25 protein-coding genes and 1 tRNA gene are annotated in these 26300 nt (G+C 56.1%); 8 read left to right on the top strand and 18 right to left on the bottom strand.

Features of this window, described 5'->3' with window-relative positions:
• The first annotated feature begins 57 nt into the window (after window positions 1-57).
• The 3 genes from AC0V61_RS05665 to AC0V61_RS05655 are packed head-to-tail and all read left to right on the top strand — an operon-like array spanning window position 58 to window position 4378.
• Window positions 58-867, top strand: a complete 810-nt coding sequence (locus tag AC0V61_RS05665) for a DODA-type extradiol aromatic ring-opening family dioxygenase (protein WP_486156297.1) — start codon at window positions 58-60, stop codon at window positions 865-867.
• Between the two features lie 2 nt (window positions 868-869).
• Entirely contained in the window at window positions 870-2396 is a 1527-nt protein-coding gene (locus AC0V61_RS05660) for a glutamate synthase-related protein (protein ID WP_486156296.1), read from the top strand.
• Window positions 2396-4378, top strand: coding sequence for a thiamine pyrophosphate-binding protein (locus tag AC0V61_RS05655; RefSeq protein ID WP_486156295.1), 1983 nt, complete (start codon window positions 2396-2398; stop codon window positions 4376-4378). The genes AC0V61_RS05660 and AC0V61_RS05655 overlap by 1 nt, the downstream gene beginning before the upstream one ends.
• A 247-nt stretch (window positions 4379-4625) precedes the next feature.
• Here the strand turns inward: AC0V61_RS05655 and AC0V61_RS05650 are convergent, their stop codons facing one another.
• The 13 genes from AC0V61_RS05650 to AC0V61_RS05590 all read right to left on the bottom strand — a co-directional run bounded on the left by AC0V61_RS05650 (window position 4626) and on the right by AC0V61_RS05590 (window position 16168).
• Window positions 4626-5306: a hypothetical protein gene (locus AC0V61_RS05650; RefSeq protein ID WP_486156294.1), complete on the bottom strand. Its 681-nt coding sequence runs from the start codon at window positions 5304-5306 to the stop codon at window positions 4626-4628.
• A gap of 1 nt (window position 5307) precedes the next feature.
• Window positions 5308-5991: a LamG-like jellyroll fold domain-containing protein gene (locus AC0V61_RS05645; protein WP_486156293.1), complete on the bottom strand. Its 684-nt coding sequence runs from the start codon at window positions 5989-5991 to the stop codon at window positions 5308-5310.
• A complete protein-coding gene (locus AC0V61_RS05640) occupies window positions 5988-8084 on the bottom strand; it encodes an MAC/perforin domain-containing protein (protein ID WP_486156292.1) in 2097 nt (698 codons plus the stop codon). The genes AC0V61_RS05645 and AC0V61_RS05640 overlap by 4 nt, the downstream gene beginning before the upstream one ends.
• Window positions 8085-8180: 96 nt before the next feature.
• The gene (locus AC0V61_RS05635) at window positions 8181-10229 is read right to left on the bottom strand and encodes a sensor histidine kinase (RefSeq protein WP_486156291.1); all 2049 of its coding nucleotides are present in this window, start codon (window positions 10227-10229) and stop codon (window positions 8181-8183) included.
• Window positions 10207-10836 (bottom strand): response regulator, encoded by a 630-nt coding sequence (locus AC0V61_RS05630; protein WP_486156290.1) that lies wholly within the window; start codon window positions 10834-10836, stop codon window positions 10207-10209. The genes AC0V61_RS05635 and AC0V61_RS05630 overlap by 23 nt, the downstream gene beginning before the upstream one ends.
• Before the next feature lie 414 nt (window positions 10837-11250).
• Window positions 11251-12051: a hypothetical protein gene (locus AC0V61_RS05625; RefSeq protein ID WP_486156289.1), complete on the bottom strand. Its 801-nt coding sequence runs from the start codon at window positions 12049-12051 to the stop codon at window positions 11251-11253.
• 459 nt (window positions 12052-12510) lie between these two features.
• Complete coding sequence (locus tag AC0V61_RS05620) at window positions 12511-12684, bottom strand: helix-turn-helix domain-containing protein (protein WP_486156288.1); 174 nt, start codon at window positions 12682-12684, stop codon at window positions 12511-12513.
• Between the two features lie 110 nt (window positions 12685-12794).
• Window positions 12795-12944 carry a hypothetical protein gene (locus AC0V61_RS05615; RefSeq protein WP_486156287.1) on the bottom strand — a complete coding sequence of 50 codons (150 nt, stop codon included), beginning with the start codon at window positions 12942-12944 and terminating at the stop codon, window positions 12795-12797.
• A 119-nt stretch (window positions 12945-13063) separates the two neighbouring features.
• A complete protein-coding gene (locus tag AC0V61_RS05610; protein WP_486156286.1) occupies window positions 13064-13552 on the bottom strand; it encodes a hypothetical protein in 489 nt (162 codons plus the stop codon).
• 182 nt (window positions 13553-13734) lie between these two features.
• On the bottom strand, window positions 13735-14898 hold the full coding sequence (locus AC0V61_RS05605; protein ID WP_486156285.1) for a tyrosine-type recombinase/integrase: 1164 nt from the start codon (window positions 14896-14898) through the stop codon (window positions 13735-13737).
• Between the two features lie 206 nt (window positions 14899-15104).
• A tRNA-Leu gene (locus tag AC0V61_RS05600) sits at window positions 15105-15191 on the bottom strand.
• A 98-nt stretch (window positions 15192-15289) separates the two neighbouring features.
• Complete coding sequence (locus AC0V61_RS05595; protein ID WP_486159457.1) at window positions 15290-15571, bottom strand: integration host factor subunit beta; 282 nt, start codon at window positions 15569-15571, stop codon at window positions 15290-15292.
• Window positions 15572-15829: 258 nt separating this feature from the next.
• On the bottom strand, window positions 15830-16168 hold the full coding sequence (locus tag AC0V61_RS05590) for a GntR family transcriptional regulator (protein ID WP_486156284.1): 339 nt from the start codon (window positions 16166-16168) through the stop codon (window positions 15830-15832).
• Window positions 16169-16409: 241 nt separating this feature from the next.
• Here AC0V61_RS05590 and AC0V61_RS05585 point away from each other — a divergent pair, with 241 nt between their 5' ends.
• Together AC0V61_RS05585 and AC0V61_RS05580 are read left to right on the top strand one after the other, a co-directional pair.
• On the top strand, window positions 16410-17933 hold the full coding sequence (locus AC0V61_RS05585) for a peptide MFS transporter (RefSeq protein ID WP_486156283.1): 1524 nt from the start codon (window positions 16410-16412) through the stop codon (window positions 17931-17933).
• Window positions 17934-17993: 60 nt separating this feature from the next.
• Complete coding sequence (locus tag AC0V61_RS05580) at window positions 17994-18524, top strand: FKBP-type peptidyl-prolyl cis-trans isomerase (protein ID WP_486156282.1); 531 nt, start codon at window positions 17994-17996, stop codon at window positions 18522-18524.
• 276 nt (window positions 18525-18800) lie between these two features.
• Here AC0V61_RS05580 and AC0V61_RS05575 read toward each other — a convergent pair whose 3' ends face one another.
• Window positions 18801-19142 (bottom strand): winged helix-turn-helix transcriptional regulator, encoded by a 342-nt coding sequence (locus AC0V61_RS05575; protein ID WP_486156281.1) that lies wholly within the window; start codon window positions 19140-19142, stop codon window positions 18801-18803.
• Window positions 19143-19222: 80 nt separating this feature from the next.
• Here AC0V61_RS05575 and AC0V61_RS05570 point away from each other — a divergent pair, with 80 nt between their 5' ends.
• Window positions 19223-19672, top strand: a complete 450-nt coding sequence (locus tag AC0V61_RS05570; protein WP_486156280.1) for a PaaI family thioesterase — start codon at window positions 19223-19225, stop codon at window positions 19670-19672.
• A 62-nt stretch (window positions 19673-19734) separates the two neighbouring features.
• Window positions 19735-20418, top strand: coding sequence for an NnrU family protein (locus AC0V61_RS05565; protein ID WP_486156279.1), 684 nt, complete (start codon window positions 19735-19737; stop codon window positions 20416-20418).
• Window positions 20419-20457: 39 nt separating this feature from the next.
• Here AC0V61_RS05565 and AC0V61_RS05560 read toward each other — a convergent pair whose 3' ends face one another.
• Complete coding sequence (locus AC0V61_RS05560; RefSeq protein WP_486156278.1) at window positions 20458-21255, bottom strand: crotonase/enoyl-CoA hydratase family protein; 798 nt, start codon at window positions 21253-21255, stop codon at window positions 20458-20460.
• 142 nt (window positions 21256-21397) lie between these two features.
• Between AC0V61_RS05560 and AC0V61_RS05555 the strand changes: the two genes are divergently transcribed.
• Window positions 21398-22540, top strand: a complete 1143-nt coding sequence (locus AC0V61_RS05555) for an MlaA family lipoprotein (RefSeq protein ID WP_486156277.1) — start codon at window positions 21398-21400, stop codon at window positions 22538-22540.
• 27 nt (window positions 22541-22567) lie between these two features.
• Here AC0V61_RS05555 and AC0V61_RS05550 read toward each other — a convergent pair whose 3' ends face one another.
• The 3 genes from AC0V61_RS05550 to dxs all read right to left on the bottom strand — a co-directional run bounded on the left by AC0V61_RS05550 (window position 22568) and on the right by dxs (window position 26230).
• Entirely contained in the window at window positions 22568-23455 is an 888-nt protein-coding gene (locus AC0V61_RS05550; RefSeq protein WP_486156276.1) for a hypothetical protein, read from the bottom strand.
• A 166-nt stretch (window positions 23456-23621) separates the two neighbouring features.
• Window positions 23622-24305 (bottom strand): hypothetical protein, encoded by a 684-nt coding sequence (locus AC0V61_RS05545; protein ID WP_486156275.1) that lies wholly within the window; start codon window positions 24303-24305, stop codon window positions 23622-23624.
• Entirely contained in the window at window positions 24305-26230 is a 1926-nt protein-coding gene (dxs, locus tag AC0V61_RS05540) for a 1-deoxy-D-xylulose-5-phosphate synthase (RefSeq protein ID WP_486156274.1), read from the bottom strand. The genes AC0V61_RS05545 and dxs overlap by 1 nt, the downstream gene beginning before the upstream one ends.
• Window positions 26231-26300 lie beyond the last annotated feature (70 nt).

The following is a 26300-nucleotide window of genomic DNA, read 5'->3' as shown; positions in this document are numbered from 1 at the left end:
GCGGGCCAGCGCGCGCCCCGTTGGCTCTGACCGGGGTTCAATCCGTAGGGGCCGGCAATGAACAATGGTTCGATCATCTATATTCCCCATGGTGGCGGGCCAATGCCGTTGCTCGGCGACCCCGCTCACGATGGCATGGTTGGCGGCCTGCGCGAGCTTGCACAGGCGCACGAAACACCCTCGGCCATTCTGGTTATCAGCGCGCATTGGGAAGCATCTCGCCCAACGATCAACATAAAGAGCTCGCATGAGCTGCTGTTTGATTACTCCGGTTTTCCGCAACGGGCCTATGATTTTCACTATCCTGCCCCCGGTGAACCTGATCTCGCATCGCGGATTTTTGAAAAGCTTTCCGAAGTCGGTCTAGACCCTCATCTTGAGTATAGTCGCGGCCTCGACCACGGCGTGTTTGTCCCACTTGTTTTGATGTATCCAGATGCGAATATCCCGATCGTTGAGCTGTCACTCGTGCGCGGTCTTGACCCCGGTTTGCATATCGAAATGGGCAAGGCGATCGCTAGCTTGGACTGGCCAAACCTTATGGTGATTGGCTCGGGTATGTCTTTCCACAACCCTCGAGCGATTGCCTCCCCTCCAGCGGGAGCGCAGGAATTAAACCGGCAGTTCCACGACTGGCTTGATACTATACTGGTTAGCCCTGATGTGCCGTTTGAACAACGATCGGCCGCGCTCGCGGCTTGGGAGGAAGCGCCAGCGGCACGCTTCTGTCATCCGCGCGAGGAACATCTGATTCCGCTACACGTGTGTTTCGGGATGAGCGCCAGCTCGCAGACACCAGCAAAGGTCGCATTCGAAACCGAAATAATGGGCACGAAAGTGACGTGTCTGGAATGGGGAAGGGAATAACCTTGAAGAACAAACCAATTATCGCCGCAAAATCGCCAGCTATGGTCGATCTAGAGCAAGGAAAAGAGTATTATTGGTGCGCATGTGGGCGGTCCAAAAACCAGCCCTTTTGCGACGGTTCGCACGCAGGAACGGGCATCAATCCAGTTCCTTTCAAAGCATCTGAAACCGGCAAGGCGGCGCTTTGTCAGTGCAAAGCGAGCGGCAATAAACCCTTCTGCGATGGCACACATGCAACCTTGAGTGAAGTTGGCGTGGGCGAGGAAGCGCCAGAGATCAAGAGCGAGGTTCCAACCGCCAAGGCTACTCCTGAGGAACCAACCGTTGCGCACATCCATGAGCTTGCCCGCGATGGCCTATCAAAGCTAGGCCATCATGGTGAAATGGGCGCGATGGGTGTTCCTCGAAAGGACTTGCCGCACTGGGACGACATCCAGATCCTGGCTGCCCAAATGGCGCGCAAGCCGCTGCTTGATGATGTCAAAGTGGGCACCGCGACGACGATTGGTCCGCGCGCGGCGAAGCCGCTGCAGCTGGGGATCCCGCTGTTCGTCTCTGATATGAGTTTTGGCGCGCTCTCCTATGAAGCAAAGGTGGCGCTTGCGCGTGGAGCCGAATTAGCAGGCACGGGAATTTGCTCGGGCGAAGGCGGAATGCTGGCTGAGGAACACGCAGAAAATTCGCGTTACTTCTATGAGATGGCGTCGGCGAAATTTGGCTGGGACATTGCCAACGTCGAAGACGTTCAAGCTTTCCACTTCAAGGGTGGCCAAGGCGCTAAGACTGGGACCGGCGGACATCTGCCTGGCGCCAAAGTCGACGAAAAAATTGCCGAGGTTCGCGGACTAGAGGTAGGCGAAACGGCGATCTCACCTGCAACTTTTCCAGACCTTCATACATCAGCAGACTTCAAGAAGATCGCTGACGAAGTGAGAGAACGTTCGGGTGGCATCCCGATCGGATTCAAGCTCTCCGCTAATCATATTGAGGCGGATATCGACTTCGCGCTTGAGGCAAGCGCGGACTATATAATCCTTGATGGACGCGGCGGCGGCACTGGGGCGGCGCCCCTAATTTTCCGCAACAACATCTCCGTCCCCACCATCCCTGCGCTTGCGCGAGCGCGCAAGCATCTTGACGCCAAAACCGGCGGTGAAGTGACATTGGTGATCACAGGCGGGCTTCGGGTGGCAGAGGACTTTGTGAAAGCGTTGGCGCTCGGTGCCGATGCGATTGCGGTCTCTAATTCTGCGATGCAGGCGGTTGGTTGTATCGCTGCGCGGATGTGCAATTCGAACAATTGCCCGGTTGGCGTCGCAACGCAAAAGCCAGAACTGCGGGCGCGGCTCGATATCCAGAACGGCGCAGAGAAGCTCGCGCGCTATTTTGGCGCGACCGTAGAACTGATGGAGGTTATGGCACGCGCTTGCGGGCATGATGATCTGTCGAAATTTACTGTGGACGACCTCACCACTTGGAAAAAGGAGATGGCTGAGCTTTCCGGCGTATCATTCGGAGGGGTTGCCTGATGCCAGGATCAGACGAACTTGAATGGATCAAGGTCGGCAGTGCCGATGAACTGCCCGAAGGCAGGGTGAAGACCGTCACTGCCAGAACTGTCTCTTTGTGTCTTTCGCATTTCGACGGCAAATTTGCTGCGATGGACAACCACTGCCCGCACCAAGGTGGGCCGCTGGGAGAAGGATCTATCGAAGAAGGAACAGACGAGAAATGCTGGATCCGTTGTCCTTGGCATGGTTGGGACTTTGACCCGCTCACCGGTATTTCGCCAGGTGGGCATGAAGATAGCGGGCAGCAGATATATCCAACCAAAATCGAAAATGGCGAGGTCTTTGTCGGTTTGGAACCAGAGCCCGCCCATGTACGCACGACGATGGATGTCATGGCTGAAACCATGGTCAATTGGGGTGTAAAGCGCGTCTTTGGCATGGTTGGGCACAGCAATCTTGGCCTCGCCGATGCCTTGCGCAGACGCACGCTGGATGGCGAGCTTGATTACATTGGCATCCGCCATGAAGGGGCAGGCGCTTTTGCTGCCTCGGCCTACGGCAAATTGACTGGTCGCCCGGCTGCTCTTTTGACTATCGCAGGGCCGGGGGCAACAAACCTTCTTACTGGTCTGTGGGATGCACATGTGGACCGGGCCCCAGTGCTTGCCTTGACTGGTCAAGTGCAAACGCAGGTGTTTGGCCCTGGCACATTCCAAGATATCGATCTCGCCGCGGCATTTGATGCGGTGGCCCCATTTTCACAAACCGTGCTTTCGACATCCGACCACGGCGAGCTGATGGCATTGGCCTGCAAGAAAGCCATCGATTCCAGCCATGTGTCGCACCTTATCTTCCCTGATGATGTTCAGACCCTACCGAGTGATAAGCCTGCCAAATCCAGCGCAGGCAGGCTTGGCGAAGAACACATCCGCCCTTCAGTCGAGGCCAAGACGAAAGCCATCAAGCTCTTGAACGGCGCGAAGAGACCGATCATCATTGTGGGGCACGGAGCGCAAGGTTCACGCGATGAGATCATCGCTATTGCTGAAACGCTTGGCGCTCCTGTGCTCACCACCTTCAAGGCGAAGGGGCTTATCGGCGATGACCACCCCAATGCCGCGGGCGTCTTGGGCCGATCGGGCACCCCTATCGCAAGCTGGTTCATGAACGAATGCGACCTTATCCTCGCGCTTGGCACTTCATTTGCCAACCATACCGGAATCGATCGTAGCAAGCCCATTATTCAGGTTGACTATGACCGCACCCAATTGGGCAAGTTTCATTCTGTTACTCTGCCGATTTGGTCAGAAATTGGCACATTCTGCAACGAGATTGGCCAGGCTGCTGAGCGCCACCCAGATGCGGCAGAGCAGGTTGGCGAACTGGCTTCGCGATGGGATACCTGGCGCGCAGAGAAAGCTCGTCGCCTTACAGAGGAAGGCGACACCGGTGTGCACAGCGCAGCTATTTTTGCAGCCCTCAGCGAGGTCGCTCCGGATGATGCAATAATATGCGTGGATGTTGGCAACAACACTTACAGCTTTGGGCGTTATTTTGTGACGAAGCACAACCAACGGGTGTTGATGTCGGGCTATCTGGGCTCGATTGGATTCGGCTTTCCCGCTGCTATGGGCGCCTGGGCTGCAACACAGGACTTTGACGAGTTTAAGGGCCGCAAAATCATTTCTGTGTCCGGCGATGGCGGTTTTGGACAATACCCAATGGACTTTACCACAGCAGTGAAGCACTCGATGGAGATCACGCACATCCTGCTCCACAACAAGGAGCTTGGCAAAATTACCAAAGAGCAAAAGTCAGGTGAATTCACAGTCTGGGAAACCGGGCTTCACAATCCGTCATTTGCCGCTTTCGCCAAGCTATGCGGGGGGCATGGACAGAAAGTAACCAAGAGCGAAGATTTGTCCGAGGCGATGAGCAAAGCTTTGTCTGTTGAAGGACCCGCAATCGTGGAAGTCATGGCAGATGCGGAGTTGATTTGAGGAAGGTAACTCCGCCAAGTGTCAGAGCGAATGGATGCGTTTGCGCTTTTGCTTTCGCTTGGTCCGGAATTGGGCCTTAGCCGCAGGTCCGCTTGCGAGTATCCTCTGACTATAAGCGGACGGTCAGCTATCGGCCCAGTTTGCGCCTTATGTGGATGGCTGCTTCTGGGGGTGAAAGCGGGCATAGGCACGCCTCGCTATGAAAACGGTCGGCGGAGTTTTCTGGTCAAGTCTTTTTCAAGGTCTCCTAGCGTCTAAAAAGCGGATTAAACGGCTTTCCCAAGAAATTAATCACGCGCCTGACTAGGCCCGGTCGTTCTTGTTGTTGACCGTTTCGCTGAGCGGTCTGGGCGGCGAGCGTGCTCCATTGGCGGCTTGGATCTTGCACTTGTCCGCTACCAATGGGCGCTGCCCCCGCCCGCGTGGCGCCGCGCGATGCGGCCGTTTGGGGAAACCCGTTTGCCGCTGCACGGCGCAATTCTGCGGTAGAGGCTGGATTGATGCGAGGTGTCCCGCGCTCCGCCTGCTTGTCCGCCAGAGCGCGGCTTTGGCCCGCAGAGCGATTATCGCGCGTAGCGCTGCCGATCCGTGTAATCTGATTGCCTCTGCCATCGCGGCGCAGGGCACTGGCTGCGGTGCGTTCCTGTTTTGTGGGCAACCTGAAAGTGACCTTACGCGAGTTCAAGATGTAACCGGCCCGTTTGCGGTACGTGTTGGGCCGCGTCCGGTCCGCAGTCGCGCTGCCTCTGGTCGAACGGTCGCGTGTCCTTTGCGCTCTTTGACCATTCGCTGCCGTGGCCGAGCTGCTCGCAGCCGCCGACATGGTCCCGTTCTCCGCCTGGGCCGCCGTGCCTGTCATTGCAAGGCCGCTGCTGGATGCAAGAAAAACAGCGGCAATCATGCCTCTTCCAAGATCTGATTTCATCATATCACTGTCCTTTTTCAGTTGCTTGAAGCGCAATGTCCGCCAACAGAAAGTCCTCGCTGGCAAAAGCGCTGTGGCCGATCAAAAACCGGAGATCTGGATGTTCTGCTTGTTCTTCATCAAGCAGGTCACGCATCGCGTAACTGAGCACAGTGTCCTGAGAGAGGGGTACCCCCCACAGTCGAACCGCCGCAACCGCACCCAGAAACGGGTCATTGTTCCCATCCGCTGAACCGATGAACAATCCATCAGCCGGTAGCGACTGGATGGTCATTTCGAGCACGGCAATCAGCGTGTTGTCGACCATCACTTCCATGCGGTCGCCATAATCGATGATGGCGACGAAGTGCATTTTCCCGTCGGTAAAGTCGAACGGGGCAACCATGAAGGTGTCGCCCGACATTATCCCAATGCCATCGCGGTCACGCAGCAAGGCAACGAGATAACTTGCGCCTTCCGAACCGGCATAGGACAGAACCACTGGATCAAAGCTTGGAGCGGTTTGCCAATCAGGTTGGACCCAGAATTCGATCGTTGCGCCTCCTGATAAGTCGAGGCTTTCATCGGCGGGGAATCCGAGTGTGGTTGCCCCATCAAACTCCATCACGTCAGGTGTGTATTGGGCGCTGACTGGCGCTGCGATCAACGCGATCCATAGAAGGACAGCCGTGTGTATCAGAAGCTTCATGGTCCAACTCCGTAGAGGAAATCGAGATAGCCGTTGTCGAACGCAGCCAGATCAATCGTGGTCGTGCCCAGCACCCGCGATGGGTTGCCAGAGGCTTGGAAGCCAAGCCGGAGCCTCGCGTTCGACGGGATGGTTGCGCAGCTTTGCCGTTTGTTCGAGCCGTAGGTCGTAAGGGTGCCGACACCGCTCACGGAAACGGTCATGTGGCGCGATCCCTCGATGCGGCTTTTCAGGCAAACCCGCACAAAGCCGGGTCTGAACGTGTCGCGTCCGTAGGCGACGCGAACATTTTCCCGCACACCGCGATAGGTGACGACCGGGATATTAGTGACCAGCCCCGGCGGCGCGCGCTCGGGAATGACAGACCCGAACCCATCTCGAATTGCAGCCTCTTCCAGGCGCTGTTCGATGAGAGCCTCAAGACGCGGACGGACCTTGTTCCAGATTTCAGGCTCGTTGGGAAAATACAGCGGATTGAGCAGGTCAGAGATCGGGCGCAGATCAGCGAGGATCGGCACCGGAGTTCCGGTCGAAAAGCCGTTCTGATCGAAGCTGCCGGTGCCACCGACTGCGTCAAAACCAGACTCAGAGCTTTCGGCCAGCTCGGAAGAATTGCGGGACTCTTCGACAAAGCGCGATCCGCTTGCACCGATCTGGAAGCCGCCAATTGCAAGGCCGGCTTGCGCATTAATGTTTTTGCTCTGGCTCTGCCATTCCTGCATCGTCTGCTGGTCGAAACTTGCCCACATCCGCGCCTGCGAGCCGTAAGTGACCGCATAGGGATAGTGCGTGCCAAATTTGTCGATCAAGTCGTCATAGCGGCCCATGCGATAGGCAAAATCGACCGCATCAATGAAGTCGTCGCTGAGCTTGGCAAAGGGCCGGTCGAGCACAAGCGTGTAGAGTCTGTGGCGCGCAAAGCCCATCGACACGGCGCGCTGCATGCCAAATTGGCGGCCCAACGTGCTGGACTTCGCAAAATCAGCGCCCGCCCCAAGCGAGCCTTTGCTCTCGCCAGTCTGCCTGTCCTTTTTGGTAAAGCCGATATTGAACCCGAACGAACTGGCCGCAGTGCGCTGAAAATCAAACTGCCGGGAGATCATTTCCCTGGCTGTAACGCTGCCCTGCACGCCATCAGGAATGTATTTGAGGCCCAGTGGCACTGTACGCTTTTCGACAATCGCGAATTCGCGCGGGTCAGCGGTCGCGAAGATGTCGGCTTTTGAGTTCCGGTTCAGCTCGAATGGGTCCTGCCCGATCACATCATAGCCGCGCAGCGAAGCGCGGTAATTGTCGAGATTGTTGCCAATCAGGAAAACATCAGTGACATCAATGTCCTGCGCTCGCGAAACGGTCGGTTCGGGCCTGTTGTAGCTGTATCCGTTCCAGCGCAGCTCCGGCTTGCCTGTGCGAGAGACAGAGACGGTCAGCGTTGCATTTTGCCAGCGGCCCGTCCCCTCGCGATAGACATAGCTCTTGCTCGCACCCGATGGCCTCATCACCTGGCGCATGGGGGTGTCGTCGGCGGCAATCAGGACAATCGGTTCCCGGCCTTGTGTGGCCGGCCGGATCGTGATGCGGCTGCCGTCATTCTCCATGCTGACATACATCAAGTCGGGTGTTGTAAAGTTAGAATGCGTCAGCCGGTCATTGAGTTGCTGACCCCCAAGCCCGGCAAACAGGTCCATTGGCGCTTTGCTTGGATCAAGGCCCAATTCCGTGTCCTGCACCCAGATGCCATCCAGCCTGTAACGACAGTCTTCAGCCAGGTCTGCATCACTGGCGGGGCCTTCGGGCAATGCGAAAGAGGCAAAGACACGTGCGGCGGTGGGGTCTTGCGTCCCTGCATTGCGCGATTGCACGCGTTCGACGCTGCTGGGGTTATTGACTGGCAAACGCTCGGGCGCTCTGCACCCTTTGAATGCTTCGATCGGACGCCCTGTTCGGGGGGCAGACCCTTGGAACAGCTGATCAGAAGACAGTTGCGGCATCGACCCTCGCACAGTTTGCTGGGCAATGGCGGATGGCGCGATGGGTGCAACACACATGGTGCTGATCAGCAATCCGCCAAGAACCCTGCGCCGTCCGTTCATTCCCTGCCCCCTTCTCGGCCGTCTGGCCTGATTAGCAATGGCAAGAATGGCAGTTCGGGAGCGGCGCGATAGTGGGGATTGTCCCCATTTCGCGAGCTATTTCCTGTCAGGGATATGAATGGAGGCCTTGCATCCCCGGCCGGAGGCGGACTCGATGGCAAAGTGAAAGCCTGATTTGGCACAGATGTCCTGGACAATCGTAAGGCCGAGCCCTTCGCCTTGAGAGTCGCTGCCCTTGCCGCCGCGTTGCATGGCGCGCTCTAGCTCTGCTGTGCTCATTCCAGGGCCGTTATCGCGCACTTCAATCCGCGTACCGTCAGCCCGCCATCGCGCCGCAATGAGCACGCGCGGTTCGCGCGCTTCGCTGCGCCCGTGTTTCAATGCATTCGCGACGAGATTGGACACCGCCCGCATCAGCACGACCGGATCTGCCTCCACTTTCAAATCACTCGGCCTTAAGCGCAGCTCCACACCGGCCTTGCGCGCTTCCTCCGAAAATACATGGTGGACATTGCGCAGCACCACATTCGCCACAAAGTCCTCGCGCGCGCCTTCGCCGGCAGCCTGCGCGGGATGCGGCCGATCGCTTGCAACACTCGCGAGGTAATCGAGCGCTGCATCGATTTCGCCCGATTGCTGATCGTCGAGGCCGCGCAGCTTGAACATCGCGGTGCGAAGCGCGCCCAGAGGCTGGCGGATGTCGTGGCCCAGTTCCGACAGGCGCTGCCCACGCAAATCGGCCAAGTCCCGCGCCTCAGAATATTCGCGTTGCGCGCTGAGCAAACGGTCATTCAGCGCCAGCTTCTCTCGGGTAGCCGCCAGCTCTGCCTGCATCGCGTCATCACGTTCATCACGCAGCGCCATCAACCTCAGCAATATGACGGTCGCAAAGGCGATGCATTCAGTGAAGAGCGTAAAATGGCCGTAATCCAGCGTGTTGTCCAAATCGAAGTGGCCGGGCCAGACATGCGCGACAAAGGCATAGGCAAAGGAGGTGAACACCAGCACTGCGCCAAAAATGTAGATGCGCGCGCCCACCAATTTCCGCTGGATTGCGAAAATGCCTGTGCCGACAATCACCAGTGTTGCGATGGGTGGGATAAGATAGGCCGCCACCATGAAAACACGATCCGTGTAAAGGAACGGCGTAAGCACAGCGCACAATCCTGCAAGCCCTGCGTAGATACCTAAAAACCGATAGAGTTTCGGTGCAGAACGCTCCAAGCCAAACAATACGCGCGGAAAGTGCACACCTGTCATCGCCATCAGCAACACTGTCGCCAAGTTCATTGGCTCACTCAGCCAGGGCGCATCAGGCCACAAATAGCGCAAAGCATAGCTATCAGCGACCGCGACATAGAAAATGCCTGAAAGAATGTAGAGCGCGAAGGATAGGCCAATTTTCCAACCAATCACCGGGATCATCAATAATGCGAAGAAGATCATGGCCGCGAGCGCGCCGTTCATAGCGAAGTCGATTGATCGTTCCGCCGAGTGCACCTCGCGCACTGCATCTGAGGTGCCCATCGCGACCTTAAGGAAGGTAGAGGTCGTGGAGCGGTATCCCAACAAGAACTCGCCTGTCTCACCCGGCGCTATAATAACGTCTTTCTGAAGGAACCGGCTCGGTATCTCACGTTCGGAAAACGGATCGCCTTGACGATGCGAAAACAACAGGATCGGTTGGCCATCGACGATCTGGTAGAGGTCAATCTCCTCCATATACTGGCGTTTCATATCGATCCGCCATGTCTGGCGGCTGGCGCTGTCGTTGCGGGCTTCCCAATGAAGCCAGACCCGGTCCCGTGTAAGGCCAAAGGCGAGGTAGCGCGTGGTCAACGGCGTGAATTGGTCAAGTTGTTGCAGGATCTCGCTTGCGCTGAGCTGTGCCGATTTATCGTGCCAGGCGGTGACATGGGGGTTGATAGATTGATAGGAAGACGGATCGTCTTTAAGCAGGAGCAGTGGCCGGCTCTGGGCAGCTGTTGGTGCGGCCAGCACAATGGCGCCTATCAGGCATATCAACGCTGTCCAGAGCCTGATCGGTTTCCATGCCATGGACGCGTTTTGCGCCGCCAGTTTGCGATAGTCGATGGGGTCTGGTCCCCATTTTGCGACTTCTTCAAAGCTGGCGGTGCGAGTCAAGAAAGCCCTCTTTGAGCGCATAGGCCAGCAATTCTGCCACTGACCCCACATCCAGCTTGGCCATCAGGCTGCCGCGGTGCTTTTCCACCGTCTTGATCGAAATGTGCAATCGGTCGGCAATTGCCTGACTGGTGTTGCCAAGGGCAATCAGCGAAAGCACCTCGCGCTCTCGATGCGTTAGGCTGGGCACGGCGCTTGCTGCTTTTAAGATGTCCCGGACGTCTTCCGCGACGAACCGATAGCCCGCTAACACGGTTTCTACGCAACGACTAAATTCATCTGCCTCGCTGGTCTTCAGAAGCAGCCCATCAACCTCTAGGTCAATCCACTCCGCTAACAATGTGTGCGAGGTGAAACCGGTGCACGTCACAATTCTGGTGTCAGGGCACCATCGACGGATATCGGCGAACACTTCGACCCCGTTTGCCATCGGCATCGCTGCATCTAGGATCAACAAATCAGGTTTGTGACGCCGCGTACAAGCAATGGCTTCCAGCCCGTCCTTAGCGACAGCCACGACATGTACATCACGCATGTCCTCCAACATGTCTGCAATAGCTTTGCGCATGAAGGTATGGTCGTCTGCAATGATGGCGGTGACTGCCAAACGGCCCTCGATTGCTTTCCAACTTTTTGCTCTGGGAAACGCTAGCCAAAACAGGTTAATGCGACAAGCTTCTCACTTAAATGCTGTGAAACAATACATGCCTGAGCCATGCCGGTGTTGCATCTCAAGAGGAGCTCGAGGCCAAATCTGCGAGTTCAGCTATGTCCGCACTTGGGTCGTTTGCAGAACGGCCGCTTTGCAGTTTGGCTCGGCTGAAACCAGACGGTCTGCAAGCGGCCCTTTTGAGCCACCATCTTGAGGCAGAAATTAGGGTGGAAAGCCGGCATACTGCGATCGGCCCATTCGCGACCCTTAGCCAGTTGAACCATTGGGAAGGTGAACCGGGAACCAACCAGCCTCGGCGGGCAACTCTCGAAGACGGCGGTCCAATAGCTCTTTGCCCGAACAAGTCCCTTACAAAGGACCCGCAATTTCGCGTGCATCTTTTGTGAGTTCTTTCAAAAGCCGCTGACATACTGCACTGCGTTTGCCGGTTATCCAGCCGCCATATTTGATCGACTGACCCCCAAGCAGAAACTGGTGATTTGGATGCAGTCCTTTGCAGCAATACGCGGCTGTTCTGAATAGGTTCTGCCGGAATGAAGTTGGGCATGTGATAGGAGCGCGTAGGTTTCTGCCGATAGTTCGAGTCAGAACCGTACCTGCAACATATGGTCTGCCGGTTATCCCTTTGATCCATCGCCGCCACATACGGGCAATGCGAAGCTCGGCTGGGCAAGCAATTAGAATGTGAACGTGTGAGCCTTCGGAAGGCCCATTTTCCCTTACCCAAGCCCACAATACCTGCCCCCCTCTTTTGCGCCCCCACTCGGTCAAAAGCTTGATGAACCGGCCAGTCGCCTTTGTTGCTTCGTGGTCGTGCAGGCCCGCCAGGCTCCAATTGATGGTCACAAAGCGAGTGAAGGGTCTACCTAAGCTCTGAGTGAGCGCAGCGGCATTCAGGAACGTCTGAGCCGCTTCAAAGCCAAGATACTCGCTTTGCCGCGATGCCTTTAATCTGCTTCCTCCCCTTGTGTTGAAAGGGCCAGACAAGATATCTCCCGTACTCTCTATATATGAGAGCACCTCGGTGCACGGCGGGGATTTAGCCGATAAGTAATAGAAATCAGCATCATAGGACGCGAATTCTTCTTCGGCGGCGTGGTGATTGGTCGCAAGTTTCATTGCTGAACTGGATTGAACGGAATTGGGCAAGCTTGGAGCCTGCCCAACCCGTCTCTCAGCTGTCACGATTGGCAGCAATCGACGCTGCATCGATGAGATAAACACTGCCGCCGGAGAGGGTTCTAGTGTGCACGGTCATACCTCCCGCCTATCGCGGGAAACAGGAGATCGAAGCACATAGTGCGTTGGCTTCCCAATTACCGTTCCGATATCGAGACCATAAACCTTTCGCAATTTTCCCGAAGTATCTGAGAGATGCGCGCACCAATCAACACAGTCCTTTCGGCTTACACCTTTCGGGCCTGCGTCAATCAGAAGGTCGAGCAACCGTCCCCGCCCGCCTGTCGGTGTGATGCGCCTTCCCTTTGTACAGTACGGCCCATACTTGCGCTTCCGGTGCTTTGGATTAGGAGTGCTGAGAGAAGAGCCGCACAAGCCTTCACTCAAAGTCCCGGTTGCCGCCGGGGTTTTGCTTTTCTTGGCCATAGTTCACCCCTCCCCATTGATCAGAGCATGCAAGCTCTCGGATGGGATCAGCGTTCGCCCGCCCACGCGAACTGATCTCAAAACTCCCGATCGGATGTGATTAAAGATCGTCGTACGACCCAGCGAGGTCGCTTCGCAGGCCTCCCGAATACTATAGGAAAGTTTCGTTCCGTGCATGTGCTTGTTCCTTCAAAGGTTGAACTGGCACAATCATGTTTGGTACTTGGCGTTCAGACCATGGGAAAAGACCCGAGTTCTCAAAAGCGCACTTACTTCCCAGCTTGGGCTCAATCTGGCGCAGGGCCTTCGTCGAGGAAACGACCCTGAAATAGAAGAGCATATCGGCGAATGTCCGCCTCATCAGGCGCATCGCCATAGTGTAAGTGCGCGAGGTAATCCGTCAGAAATTGAACGATGGGCCCTGAGCCTTTTTGCAAAATTTCCGGGTTCCTAGAAGCTTCTAGGGTCAACTCGACCTTAGCCTCATCCCATTTCCAGCGAGGCGGCCTTCCTCGAAGTCCTCTGTCAGAGACGGCCCTACCGATCTCCCCCCATTTCATCCATTCTTTGTCTGCTGTGAGCGCAAGTAGTCTATCAGTCGGGAAGTGGATTCCCAGGCTGACTGCGTGAGCCGAATCCGCTCGTTTTGCAACTCAGTCGCTGCATGCTTGCGCAACCGGTAGGGCAATTCACTTATGGGCAGAGCCGCGGTGCAACTGATGTTTCCATCTTGAAATTGTAATTCTGCATCTGGCGCAATGGCCATGCCGATGCGCCAGAAGTTGGCATCCAAAGGCGAAAAGGTCTCTGGACGACTTCGGTAATTGGGAAGCCGCTTGTCGTCGATGCGCTCGTAGCACTCATCAAACCGTTCTGCATAAGTTTCGAGACCACTGTCAGGACAGTGAATCGCGGCTCCGACGAGAAACTTTCGCACAGTGATCCCACTGGCTTTTGGTTTCTTCAGTTTTACCACATCCATTGCCGCTGACATTGGAATGAAGTGTTTGGGATCAAAATGATCCCTTTGTGCATAAGGATCCATGCCGCCTCCCGTGCGGTTCCCAGATTAGAGCGGGCAAGCACGTGGGAAGCATGCTTATCGGCTGGCCGGCCTATCTCCTCGCGAATTCAATAATAGATCGAATGCCGATCAGCCACTCCGATGGCCTCTTTTTGAAATGGCACCACCTCGCCACCCGCCCGAAGTTGATCCAGATAGTCGCTTCACCATTGCGCCATCTTGACCCTCTCATCCCAATGCTCGCCACGGTGATAGGCTTTGCGCACTTTGTCGGTTTCGCCGTGTGCAAGGGCTCTTTCAATCGCATCGGCGTTCCACTTCCCGCTTTCATTGAGAAGGGTTGAGGCCATCGCTCTAAAGCCGTGGGCGGTCATTTCATCGCCAGAATAACCCAGTCGCCTCAGGCCTGCATTGATCGTGTTCTCACTCATCGGGCGGCGACTGGTTCGGATGGAAGGAAAGACATAACCTTCTGGGCCGGTGGCCGTGTGCAGCAGCTCAAAAATGCCCAAAGACTGCTGAGAAAGCGGGACCGAATGTGGCTTTCTCATTTTCGTCTTTTCAGCTGGTACGGTCCACACCTTGGCTTCGAAGTCGATTTCCTCCCATCTGGCCTGCCTAAGTTCGCCTGGACGCACAAATACATGCGGAGCTAACTGCATGGCCAACTTGGTCAATCCTTGGCCCTTATAGCCTTCTATGGCTCGCAAGAGTTCTCCCGCCTTGGTCGCATCGGTGATCGCCCCTAAGTGCTTTACTGTGGGCGAAGTTAGGGCATCTCGAAGGTCTCTTGTAGGATCAGATCTAAGACGAGCAGTGGCAACGGCATAGCGGAACACGGCGTTTGCCAATTGAAGTGTACGCCGGGCACTTTCGTGATTGCCCTTCACCTCAATCTTGCGAAGGGCCGCAAGCACGTCGGCTGGCTCAATTTCATTGATGGCAAGCGAGCCAATGGACTTACTCAGTTCGCGCAGTAGCCTCTCGCATCGCTTGGCGGTCGATGGGGCCCAAGCATTGTTCCCATCGCGCTTACGTTTGTCGCAATACTCCTGAGAGATGACTGAAAAGCTCATTTCGCTATCGGCAAGCAATCTGAGCTTGTCCTTCTGCTTCTCTGGAGACGGGTTCTTACCAGCCGCCAAAAGTGATTTTGCAGCATCGCGTCGCTTGCGTGCATCGCCCAATGAAACGTCGGGATAAGGCCCAATGGCGAGCTGCTTTTCTTTGCCGGCGAATCGATATTTGAGCCGCCACAGCTTCCCGCCGGCGGGAGTGATGAGCAGATGCAGGCCCCCACTATCGGACATCTTGCGGTTCTTAGGGCCAGCTTTCGCTTTTCGAATAAGGATATCGGTTAGGGCCAAGTGTTGGTTTCTCCCTCGGCAAACAGTCAAAGTGCCCCAATTTTGGGGGCACTTCAGAAGGTCATTTCAAGATGCCCCCAAATTATGCCCCCACATTGGGTTGGCTTTGGCTGAACGGCATTAGCCCAAGTTAATCAGGTATTCGGGGAGAATGCAGGGATCTGTGAGGCTTGGCAGTCCGCATTGAACGCGGTCAAACAGGTCTGTGGTGCGGGTGGTGGGACTCGAACCCACACGATCTATAGGATCAGGGGATTTTAAGTCCCCGGCGTCTACCATTCCGCCACACCCGCTAATGTCAGTGTGAGGAGCGCAGCAAGCTTGGCTCTTCATACATCAGCGCGCGCGATAGCAGACATTGGGCCAAGGGCAATGTCTCAAGAGTTAAAACTCAACCCTCGTTAAGGCGCTGTTTGATTTCTTTTCCAGCTTTGAAATAGGGTACGCGTTTGGCTGGTACGCTGACTGAATCGCCAGTGCGGGGATTGCGTCCTGTGCGTGCTTCGCGTTCACGCGTGGAGAACGCCCCAAAGCCGCGCAGTTCAACCCGGCCACCTTCAGCAAGGCGCTGTGTGATCTCATCGAAGAATACGTCAACCACCTGTTCGATTTCGTCAGCGCGCAGGTCAGGGTTGTCTTTGTGAAGTTCAGTGAGAAGTTCGGACCGTATCATCATTTCCTCCGAGCAATTTCATTTAACACCTACCCCGCCTCAGCTTTACAAGCGCTTTATCGACAATGGTTTGGTGCAAAGCTTTTTTAAAGCTTGTGTTCCTATCGCAGCCCAGAACGCTGTCCCGACCCGGAGAGCTTTGATATCCTTGAAACAATGCCAGATCAACGTGAAGACTGCAAGGATTGCCGACAACGCGCTCCTGAAAAAAACGGCCCAGATTGGACCTAACCTGTGATCCAAATCCCCAAAGCGCATTTAGCTGTGTTCGACCAATTCCTCGGGCGTTATGCCAAGCCGGGCCATGCGTTGGCGGATTTCAGGCCATTCCTCGGCAAGAAACTGTTCACGCTGGCGGCTGCGAAGCGCTTTGGCAGCTCCTTTGACCACATACATGCCAACCCCGCGCCGCACTTCGACGAGGCCATCATTTTGAAACTGCTGATAGGCCTTGGCAACCGTCAGCGGATTGGCACCCTCGTCAGCGGCAAGAGTTCTCACAGAAGGGAGCATCGCACCTTCGGGATAGTCGCCCTGGATAATCCCCGCAGCGATTTGATCGCGCAGTTTGAGATATACGGGCCTTGATTGGGTCATTGCGCTTTTATGTTGCCTCTCGTCTCGTTCTAACCCCTTAGGCGTACCACTGCCATAATACACCCATGCGCGTCAAGATCAGTCGGCCCTCGAATGGCCCTTCCAAAAGGCGGCGCAACAATATGCGACTGAGCCGAAACAAAAGCTTCACACATCAAATTTGCTCGTTAGGGTAGCGCTCATAGAGCGGCCGGGGACAGCCCAGCGTTGGCAGGGCCGCACAAGAGGGATTTAAACTTCTATGACATCACAAGCTTTGCCGCATGGCGACAGTGCGGGCACGTTCCTTGGGCATCCAAAGGGCCTGTTTGTTCTTTTCTTTGCCGAAATGTGGGAGCGTTTTTCCTATTACGGGATGCGCGCCCTTCTGATTTTTTATCTGACCAAGCACTGGCTGTTTTCTGATGGCGAGTCCGGCGTAATCTATGGAGCGTACACCGCGCTCGTTTACATTATGCCGGTGATCGGTGGTTATCTGGCTGACAAATACATCGGGCAGCGAAAGGCTGTGCTCTTTGGAGCGGTGTTGTTGACCCTTGGGCACTTCTTCATGGCGTTTGAGGGTGAGCCCGCGTTTGGTCATGATGACAACCCGATGCTGTATGTCTTCTGGTTGGCGCTTGCGCTTATCATTGTGGGTTCAGGCTTCCTCAAAGCGAACATCTCTGTGATTGTGGGTCAGTTGTATCCGCGCACCGATATTCGCCGTGATCCCGCCTACACGATCTTCTACATGGGCATTAACATCGGTGCCGCTGCTGGCTCGCTCCTTTGTGGTTACATCGGTGAGACCTATGGTTGGGCTTACGGGTTTGGCCTCGCTGGGATTGGTATGCTTGCAGGACTGATCGTGTTTATCTGGGGCACGCCGCTTCTTCTTGGCCGGGGCGAACCACCAAAGCCGCTCGCCAAATCAACCGAATGGTCGATGTATGCAGCAGGTTTTGGCATGGTCGGTGTCAGCTGGCTTGCTATCCAGTATCAGGACGTTGTGGGCTATGTGCTTGGCGGATTTGGCGGGGCGCTTGTGCTTTACGTGCTGTTCACGGCGGTCGTGAAATTGAAGCCGGAAGAGCGGGACCGCATCTTCGCAGCCATGTTCTTGATCCTCACGTCCATCGTTTTCTGGGCTTTGTTTGAGCAAGCTGGATCAAGCTTGAACCTCTTCACTGATCGGCACGTCGATCGTGGCGGCGTTCCTGCCTCGGTCTTCCAATCGATCAACGCGATTTACATCATCCTGCTTGCGCCAGTGTTTGCGATTGTCTGGCAATTGCTTGGTCAACGCGGGCTTGAGCCATCAGCGCCGCTTAAATTTGGCCTGGGCGTCATTCAGGTGGGATTGGGCTTTTTGGTCCTTGTTTGGGGTTCAAATGCTGTTGGACCGGAATTGGCGGTGCCGGTCGCCTTTATCTTCTTGATCTATCTTTTGCACACCACAGGTGAGCTTTGCCTTTCACCGGTTGGTCTTTCGGCCATGAACCGGTTGGCGCCTGCGCATATGGCCTCGCTTATCATGGGCGTTTGGTTCTTTGCCTCGGCTCTTGGCAACTTTGCCGCAGGCAAGATCGCCGAAGCCACGGGCGGAGACGGCCTGACCGATGAAGCCGGACGTCAGGTCGTGATCGATGTTTACAACACCGTTGGCCTTTATGCCGTTGGCATCGGTATCGCTGTTTGTGTAATCAGCCCGCTGATCAAGAAGCTTATGCACCTTGATACTCTGACCGATGATGAAGACACGCCGGCCAAAGAGTTCAGCTAAGTCTATCGGGGGCAGGGCCAAACGTTGGTCCTGCCCCACAAGCAAAGAACGAAAGACCGTATGAAACTTGTCAATTGGAAGCCGGGCTTTGCTGTAAGCTTAGGAATTGCCGCTTTTGGGATGGTGTTGCCATCATCAGCTCTTGCCCAAGAGGCGTCTGTCACAGGCCCCTCTAACAAGGCGGAGCTTGATGAGCGCGCCTATCACAATGCTCAAGGGGCCTATCTCTCCAGCCTGCAAGCCAAGGATGGTTGGTATACGATGGAGGGCGGGCTTCGCTGGCGCTACATTGAGTATCGCGGAACTGGTGCGAGCCCGGAGCCCACTGATACTGTGACCGTGCATTACGCAGGCACTTTCATCGATGGGACGGGTTTTGATAGTTCTTACGAGCGCGGCACTCCGGCCACTTTTCCGCTGACCGGTTTGATCAAAGCGTGGAGCATGGCCATCCCGCAAATGCGTGTGGGTGAGACGATTGAGCTCGCTGCGCCTGCCTCTCTTGCTTATGGACCTCGCGGGCGCGGTCCCATTCCGGGGGGCGCAACGCTGGTTTTCAAGGTCGAACTGCTTGGTATTGAGGGGCGCTGAGCCCTTTTGCTTGCGGTCTTCGCGGGGCCTCAGAACGGCGCCTCAGAATGGGGCTTGCAAAAAACGCAAGGTGACACATGTGTCACCTTATTCCAACACAATTCCCCTACAAGTCGAGCGATTTCAACGCGTTGTGAAGAGCGATAAAGTGACACTTTTCGCACAGGTTTCAGAACAGGATTTGGTTGTGAAAGAGCCGCAGCCATCGTGACGCGCATGCCTCATGTAGGAAAACGCTTTTTTCGCCTCTGATCGGGCAGCTTAAGCTTTCAACCCTTAGGGCCATTCCCCGCGAGGTTCGCCCTCTTCAAACAAATGCTCCGCGCCCCAGGTCGCCATTTCGCGGTAGACCGGTAGTAAGGCCTTGGCTTTATCCGTCATGACGTACCGCGCGCGCTTACTGTCTGGTGGATCGCGCGTGAGAAGCCCGGCTTCTTGCATCATTTTGAGCCTTGATGTGAGAGCCGCGCGGTTAATGCCCAAAGGTTCGATGAAGTCCTCAAAACGCTGCGCCCCCAGATAAATCTCACGCAAAATCAACAGGACCCACCGATCGCCAAGCACACGCGAGGCACGGCCAATGGGACACGGGGAACGGGAGGGCTGATAGGATTTCATTTAGGTCTATATAGCAGACTTGCGCTATCAGATGGCAAGAGGCATAAAGTCTGCATTCCAGACTAAAAGGATCCAAGCCTATGCCCCAATCGCGTTTCGACAGCCCCGAGGCCTCAATCGAATATATGAAGCGGGTCGCTGTTGCGAAGTCTGGCTTTTCCAATTGGCTTTGTGTTGAGCCTGTCATCGTGTGGCAGGGGAAGAGCGAACTCACCCTCGAATTGCGCCCCGAAATGACGCAGCATCACGGCTTTGCCCATGGCGGCATTGTGGGCCTCATGGCGGACAATGCCTGCGCTTGGGCGGGTGCATCGGTGTTGGGGGATGTGGTCACGGGCGGCTATACCATCAACTTCCTGCGCCCTGCAAAGGGAGAGCGCTTGCGGGCAAATGGTGAAGTCATCAAATCGGGAAAACGCCAAGCCATCGTACGCGCGGACGTGTTTGCTGAAACACAAGGGGAAGAGCGCGTCCACGTGGCGGTGGCCCAAGCGACCATTATTCCCACCGGCATATCCCAGCAGCCCTAACGCTCTATCCCAAAAGCTGTGCCCCTAGGTAAATTCGCCCGGAGGTGTTAGCCTCAGCGCCCATGGACACAGCGCTCCTTACATTGATCATTGCGAATATCGCATTTGTTGGCACCCACTTCGCTATGTCGCACCCTTTGCGCGCGCCTATGGTTGCTGTGATGGGAGAGATGCTCTTCCAAGTGGTTTATTCCCTCGTCAGTTTTGCGACCTTGGCATGGGTGTACTTCGCATTTGTTGAAGCGCCGCTTGCAGACCTTCCCGGTACGGGTCAGGTGGGCTGGGTCATCGCAACGATACTGAGCGTGCCAGCAATGGTGCTCTTTGCAGGTTCGATCACGCCCTCCAATCCCGCCTTAGGTCTGCCCAATTCTGAGGCTAGCGCGCGGGCCGAGCCTACGGGGGTTTTCAAGGTCACTCGTCACCCAATGATGTGGGGATTTGCACTCTGGGCGCTGTCGCATATCGTCCTGCATTGGAGCTGGCGCACGACGATTACAGCGGTGGGAGTCGGAATTCTTGCGCTAGTGGGATCACACCTTCAAGACAGGAAGAAACAGGCGCTTATGGGCGAGGCTTGGGCCGAATGGGAAGCCAAGACCAGCTTTTGGCCGCGCATCGCAGGTTTCGCCAAAGCGGGCGCGCTGCCTTGGGCGGTGGGATTGATTTTCTTTGTCTTCTTCACCTGGCTGCATTTGCCAATCGGCGGCATACCGGCGGGAATTTGGCGCTGGTTTTCTCTCTAGGGGTTCTCGCTCTAGCGACCTGGGCGCGAACCCGAAGCTTTATTGCCCCTTGAACTGCGCCGCCCGCTTTTCAATCAGAGCCGCCACCCCTTCTGCGTGATCATCGGTTGTGTGCATCATTGCCTGCGTGTTCGCTGCCATCTCAAGCGCGGTGTCATAATTCACCTGCTGGCCTTGCCGCAGCAGCATCTTCGATTGGCGCAAGGAGTGCGGAGGCATGCTCGCAATTTTTTGCGCCTTTGCCATCGCTGCATCCATAAGGCCATCGTGCGGCGTCACATCGCTTACAAGGCCCCAATCCTTGGCCGTGGGTGCATCGATTACATCGCCTGTGTAGAACAGATCCGCTGCCCGGCTCATCCCGATAACGCGCGGCAAAATCCATGTGCCGCCATCACCCGGAATAATGCCAAGCTTTAGGAAGGTGACGCCAAATTTCGCCTTTTCGCTTGCGATACGAATGTCAGCAAGGCACGCCACATCGCAGCCAAGACCGATTGCGGGGCCATTGACCGCAGCGATAACGGGCACCCGGATCGAATGCAGCGCGCGCAGCATCATGTGGATGTTGTTGCGATAGCCGTCTGAGATGGCAGGGGTGCTGCCCCCAAATGTGCCTGTCCTGTCGCGCATGGCTTTCACATCACCGCCTGCCGAAAACGCACGTCCAGCGCCTGTCAGCACGACGCAAGACACGCCCATATCGCGGTTTATCTCATTGCAAACGCCCTGAAACTCATCCCCATCGCCCGGCGCGCCCAGCGGGTTCATCGTGTCAGCCCGGTCAATTGTGAGGATCGTCACCGCGCCATCGCGCGTAATTTGTAATAAGGACATGAGTTTGGCTTTGCCTCTTTTTCTTTAACGCAGACTGCCTAAATCACATCAGGTTCACAGCAGCCATGGGAATTGGCTCTAACTGTGCTAGCATAACATGCAAGCAATGGGAGGTATCGGATTGCCAAGCGCTTCAATTCTAATGTTGACCAGCCCACTTATGGTTGGCCCAGCGCCCGTAAGTGCAGCTCTTGAAGTTGCGGCCGCTGCGCCGATTGAGATTGCTCAATCCCAAGAAAGGCTCCTTGCGTTAGAAACCAACGCTCCCGAAATGCTCGCGATCAACTGGACGCTTGCCCCTGCCCAAGAAAACGCCAACCCTCCGGGAGAGCGCGATGGCGAGGACGCCTCTGACGCCTCTGATGCCTCTGATACTGGGGAAGGCGATGAGGAAAGCGACCCCAACACAATCATCGTTCAAGGCGATTATGGCCCGCGTGAACGTGACCCTGTCGCGGTCTTTAACGAGACAAGCTATCGCATCACACAAGACCTTGATGAGGTATTCCTAGAGCCGGTTGCTTATGCCTATCGCGATGGCCTGCCTGGTCCTTTGCGCGATGGCTTGGGCAATGTGGTGCGCAATTTGAGCGAGCCGACCAATTTCATCAATTATCTGCTCCAATTCAAAGTCGGCAAGGCGTTTGAGACCCTTGGCCGGTTTGCGATCAACTCCACCCTTGGTCTTGGCGGCTTGATTGATATCGCAGGAAAACCTGGAATTGGCCTGCCGTACAGGCGAAATGGTTTTGCAAATACGCTTGGGTTTTATGGGATTAAACCGGGGCCCTATCTCTATCTGCCGGTGACGGGCGCAACGACTTTGCGCGATCTTGTGGGCAATGGGTTTAACCAACTCCCGCTCCCCGTCCTTGTCGGCAAGCCCTTCAATACGCCTGAATACACGATCCCTTTCTTCATCATCAGCTCGCTTGATGCACGCCTTGAGGTGGATGCAGAGCTTGAGCGGATTGATGGCATGATCGACCCATACGCCGCGCGCCGTGATAGCTATTTGTGGACCAGAGAGCGCGACATTGCGCTGCTTCGCGGGGAGCCTGTCCCACCCAAACCCGAAATCGTTCGCGAGGTGGATGGGGAGCTCGACCTTGATGACTTTGATGAGGAAGAAGAGCTGGAGGGTGAGGGTCTGCAACCGGGCGAGGCGCCTCAATCCGAGCCTGATATTGAACCAAGCGATGCGCCAAAAATCATGGGCGAGGCTGTGATTGATAGCGCGATTGACGCTGAACAAATCGCAATCACTGCGCGCCGTGCACAATAGCTCTCGCTTGCGCCGGGAGTAATGCTCTTAAGGTGCAGCGCTATTTTCCGGTGTGCATTTGTTGTACCAACAGCGGTCCATATCGGTTTCAGAGCTTTTGACGACCGCGTTATACTCTTCCCAAGTTGTGCCGTTCATCCGATTGATTTCAGTGTTGATGTGATCGAGCCAGTCAGAGCTCTCTCCTGCTGACTTGCGCACAGCGCTGCTCAATCTTGGCAAATACTTCACCCGCGCCACTTCGGCGGGGGTGACATAGATTTTGCGCCATTCCTCGACCTGTAACGAACAATCACGCGCATCCAGCTTAGAGACTTCGGCGGCGGGACGGCTCTGTAAATCCGCAACGCAAGTGGGATAGGTTTTCTTCTTATAGCAGCTAAGATCCGGGCGCTCACCAAGGACGCGGTCTGCTCTGTCCCGTATCGCGCTGGGGTGGGGGAGGAGGCATGTCACCGAGGCTTCGGGTTCGGGTGGTTCTGGCGTTGGCGTTGGCGTTGGCGTTGGCGTTGGCGTTGGCGTAGGAGTTGCGGTCGCGGTGTCCGTTGGCACCGGTGTGGGAGTGCCCGTCTCGGTTGGCGTGCCAGTGGGCGTAGGTTCTACCGGGGGCGGCGTTGAAGTAGGCGGCGTTGAAGTAGGCGGTGTAGGCCCGGGTGCATCGGTGGGTGTATCCGTTGGCGTCTCAGTGGGATCGGGCACGGGTTCCTCTATGTCCGACATCACCCCAAACAAGTCCCCTGCTTGCGGTGTGACAGCGCCGAGGGCGGATACGAGTACGCCGCCCACTAAAATCTTGACGGTGTTGGGATTCTTGGGTGTCCAAAGCTCAAAAACGATGGCTAGCCCGCCTCCTACGCACGCGGTAAATGCGATAACGCAGACGCTCAGCACCCAGTTTTGCAAAAAGACTTCCACGCTACCCCCCACAGGCTGTCAACGGCCAAGCCTAGCCCGAAGCGGGCGAATGCTCAACTTCCAGGCGGGCTTAAAAAAAACATTGGGTTTTGAGAAAAACCGCTTAGCCCGGCACTCCCCGCCAGCCCCGACTAGCCAGTCACCGCTTACAGGCCCTGCATCGCGGTCAAAGACCGTAGAGGCTTCCAATATGGTCTAGCAACCGATGCTGCGCGTCATCCTCGACCAATCGCGTGGTTAATCCTGCCAGCAAAGCGGCCTGCAAAATGCAACTATAGGCCGTTCCATGGTCCGCAAGACCCTCAGCCGACGTGGTATACTCTCGTGCCCAAGTCGGAGAAATCGCAATACCGCCAAACTCATCTGTCATCGCGCCTTGAGCGATGGGGCCGCAATAATTCTCAATACGGGCCGCAAGCTGCATGTCGCTTTCATGGACAAGCCGTTCGGGCGCAGGCCCCCTTTCCGGTTCCCGTGCAAACCGAGCCTTGGCCTGACCGATCTGCCTTGGAAGAGCGACTTCAGCGATGACACTTTCAAAACGCTCGGCCAGCTCTGGCGAGAACTCATGGCCATAAAATGTCTTATCGATCCGCTGTGCCGCGCAGAGCAATGCGTCGTCGCTTGCGCTGGTGTCCTTCACCTGGACCACGGTTTCCTTGGCTTTGTTCTTGTAGACTTTGACTTTCTCAAAGCCGCATTCCTTTACCTTCTCACGGGTCTCTTTGCGCGACCAAGTTTCGTAATAGGCATTGGAATCGAACAGCTCAGAGGGAGATTGGACCTCAGACTGATTGTCAGAATGGGACCCAAGCTGAAGCATCGCCAAAAGGCTTGCTGCAAAAAGCATTAAGCGCGGGCTTCTTCCTCAACGTTTGCCGAATTGTGCTTCAGCGCCTTTAAAACCGTATCGACAATATGCGGGGCGTTGAGGCCTGCCTCGTCGTACTGCTTATCGGGCGAGTCCTGATCTTGATACACATCGGGCAGACGCATCGTGCGGATTTTGAGACCGTTATCCGTAAAGCCAGCATCGGATGCATAGGTCAGCACATGCGCACCGAGCCCGCCGATCGCGCCTTCTTCAAGCGTAATCACCACCTCATGCTCGCGCACCATGCGTGCAATCAAGTCCTCATCCAAAGGCTTGGCAAAACGCATATCTGCAACCGTGGTGGAGAGCCCTTTGGCCTCCAGTTGGTCAGCGGCCTTCTTGGCCTCTTCAAGGCGTGCACCCAGCGAAAGGATGGCGACTTTCGTTCCTTCGCGAACCACCCGGCCTTTGCCGATTTCAAGCTTTTCCGGCGTTTCAGGAATAGGCACACCTGTGCCGCTTCCACGCGGATAACGAAAGGCAATGGGACCATCGTCATACTCGGCGGCGGTGTAAGTCATATGGGCAAGTTCAGCCTCATCGGCCGCTGCCATCACCACCATGTTGGGCAATGTTGCGAGATATGTAATGTCAAACGAGCCTGCGTGCGTGCAACCATCCGCGCCCACAAGTCCCGCCCGGTCAATCGCGAAACGAACGGGCAGGTTCTGGATCGCAACGTCATGGACCACTTGGTCATAAGCGCGTTGCAGGAAGGTTGAGTAAATCGCCGCAAACGGACGCATGCCTTGGGCAGCTAACCCTGCTGCAAAGGTTACGCCGTGTTGTTCGGCAATGCCAACATCAAAGCTGCGATCAGGGTGCCGTTGTGAGAACCGGTCAACGCCCGTACCAGACGGCATCGCGGCTGTGATTGCGCAAATGCGATTGTCTTTGTCCGCAAGGTCAGCCAGCGTATCGCCAAAGACGTTTTGATAGTTAGGCGGGCCTGCGGGACCTTTTTTCTTCTCGCCCGTGATAACGTCGAATTTGGGCACGCCGTGATACTTGTCGGCGCTTTCTTCGGCTGGTTTGTAGCCTTTGCCCTTCTCAGTCACCACATGGATCAGCACCGGGCCTTCGGAGGTGTCGCGCACATTTTCCAGCACCGGCACAAGGTGATCGAGATTGTGCCCATCAATCGGGCCGACATAGTAAAAGCCAAGCTCTTCAAACAGGGTCCCGCCCGTCACCATACCGCGCGAATATTCTTCGGCCTTGCGAAGCCCTTCGTGCATGCGGCGGCTCATTTTCTTGACCGCGCGCGAGGCAAGGCTGCGAAGGCCCAGATACTCACTCGAGGACACCATGCGCGCAAGGTAAGCCGAAAGCCCGCCAACCGGTGGCGCAATCGACATATCGTTGTCATTCAGGATCACGACCAGGCGATTACCGGCCTGCGCTGCATTGTTCATCGCCTCATAGGCCATGCCAGCGCTCATCGCGCCATCGCCAATCACGGCAATCCCGCGGCCCGGCTTATCGTTGAGCTTATTCGCCACCGCAAAGCCAAGCGCTGCCGATATTGAGGTCGATGAGTGCGCCGCGCCAAACGGATCGTATTCGCTTTCCGCACGCTTAGTGAAACCCGAAAGCCCGCCGCCTTGGCGAATGGTGCGGATACGCTCGCGCCTGCCGGTTAGGATTTTGTGCGGATAGCATTGGTGCCCCACATCCCAGATGAGCCGGTCATCAGGGGTGTTGAACACATAATGGATCGCAACGGTCAGTTCGACCACGCCGAGCCCAGACCCCAAATGCCCGCCAGACACGCTGACGGCATCGATCATCTCAGCGCGCAGCTCATCAGAGAGTTGGCGCAATTGCTCAGGCTTGAGTTGGCGAAGCTCGTCAGGTGTTGGAACTGTATCGAGCAGCGGTGTTTGCAATGGCTGATTCATGGGGTTCACGCTACACTGTAAAATCAACTGTGTCGATGTGAAGCTTGTGTCGCGACAGGTGTTTCATGAT

The organism is Erythrobacter sp. JB1-4, from assembly GCF_057365025.1.
This window is presented reverse-complemented; position numbering and strand designations above follow the sequence as displayed.

Excerpts from the sequence above, each read along its gene's own strand:
- AC0V61_RS05545 (WP_486156275.1), bottom strand. The coding sequence starts at position 24,305 with ATGCTTTTTGCAGCAAGCCTTTTGGCGATGCTTCAGCTTGGGTCCCAT.
- AC0V61_RS05555 (WP_486156277.1), top strand. The coding sequence starts at position 21,398 with ATGTTGACCAGCCCACTTATGGTTGGCCCAGCGCCCGTAAGTGCAGCT.
- AC0V61_RS05570 (WP_486156280.1), top strand. The coding sequence starts at position 19,223 with ATGCCCCAATCGCGTTTCGACAGCCCCGAGGCCTCAATCGAATATATG.
- AC0V61_RS05645 (WP_486156293.1), bottom strand. The coding sequence starts at position 5,991 with ATGAAGCTTCTGATACACACGGCTGTCCTTCTATGGATCGCGTTGATC.
- dxs (WP_486156274.1), bottom strand. The coding sequence starts at position 26,230 with ATGAATCAGCCATTGCAAACACCGCTGCTCGATACAGTTCCAACACCT.
- AC0V61_RS05575 (WP_486156281.1), bottom strand. The coding sequence starts at position 19,142 with ATGAAATCCTATCAGCCCTCCCGTTCCCCGTGTCCCATTGGCCGTGCC.
- AC0V61_RS05565 (WP_486156279.1), top strand. The coding sequence starts at position 19,735 with ATGGACACAGCGCTCCTTACATTGATCATTGCGAATATCGCATTTGTT.
- AC0V61_RS05580 (WP_486156282.1), top strand. The coding sequence starts at position 17,994 with ATGAAACTTGTCAATTGGAAGCCGGGCTTTGCTGTAAGCTTAGGAATT.
- AC0V61_RS05665 (WP_486156297.1), top strand. The coding sequence starts at position 58 with ATGAACAATGGTTCGATCATCTATATTCCCCATGGTGGCGGGCCAATG.
- AC0V61_RS05585 (WP_486156283.1), top strand. The coding sequence starts at position 16,410 with ATGACATCACAAGCTTTGCCGCATGGCGACAGTGCGGGCACGTTCCTT.
- AC0V61_RS05655 (WP_486156295.1), top strand. The coding sequence starts at position 2,396 with ATGCCAGGATCAGACGAACTTGAATGGATCAAGGTCGGCAGTGCCGAT.
- AC0V61_RS05620 (WP_486156288.1), bottom strand. The coding sequence starts at position 12,684 with ATGCACGGAACGAAACTTTCCTATAGTATTCGGGAGGCCTGCGAAGCG.
- AC0V61_RS05560 (WP_486156278.1), bottom strand. The coding sequence starts at position 21,255 with ATGTCCTTATTACAAATTACGCGCGATGGCGCGGTGACGATCCTCACA.
- AC0V61_RS05610 (WP_486156286.1), bottom strand. The coding sequence starts at position 13,552 with ATGGATCCTTATGCACAAAGGGATCATTTTGATCCCAAACACTTCATT.
- AC0V61_RS05595 (WP_486159457.1), bottom strand. The coding sequence starts at position 15,571 with ATGATACGGTCCGAACTTCTCACTGAACTTCACAAAGACAACCCTGAC.
- AC0V61_RS05640 (WP_486156292.1), bottom strand. The coding sequence starts at position 8,084 with ATGAACGGACGGCGCAGGGTTCTTGGCGGATTGCTGATCAGCACCATG.
- AC0V61_RS05650 (WP_486156294.1), bottom strand. The coding sequence starts at position 5,306 with ATGATGAAATCAGATCTTGGAAGAGGCATGATTGCCGCTGTTTTTCTT.
- AC0V61_RS05590 (WP_486156284.1), bottom strand. The coding sequence starts at position 16,168 with ATGACCCAATCAAGGCCCGTATATCTCAAACTGCGCGATCAAATCGCT.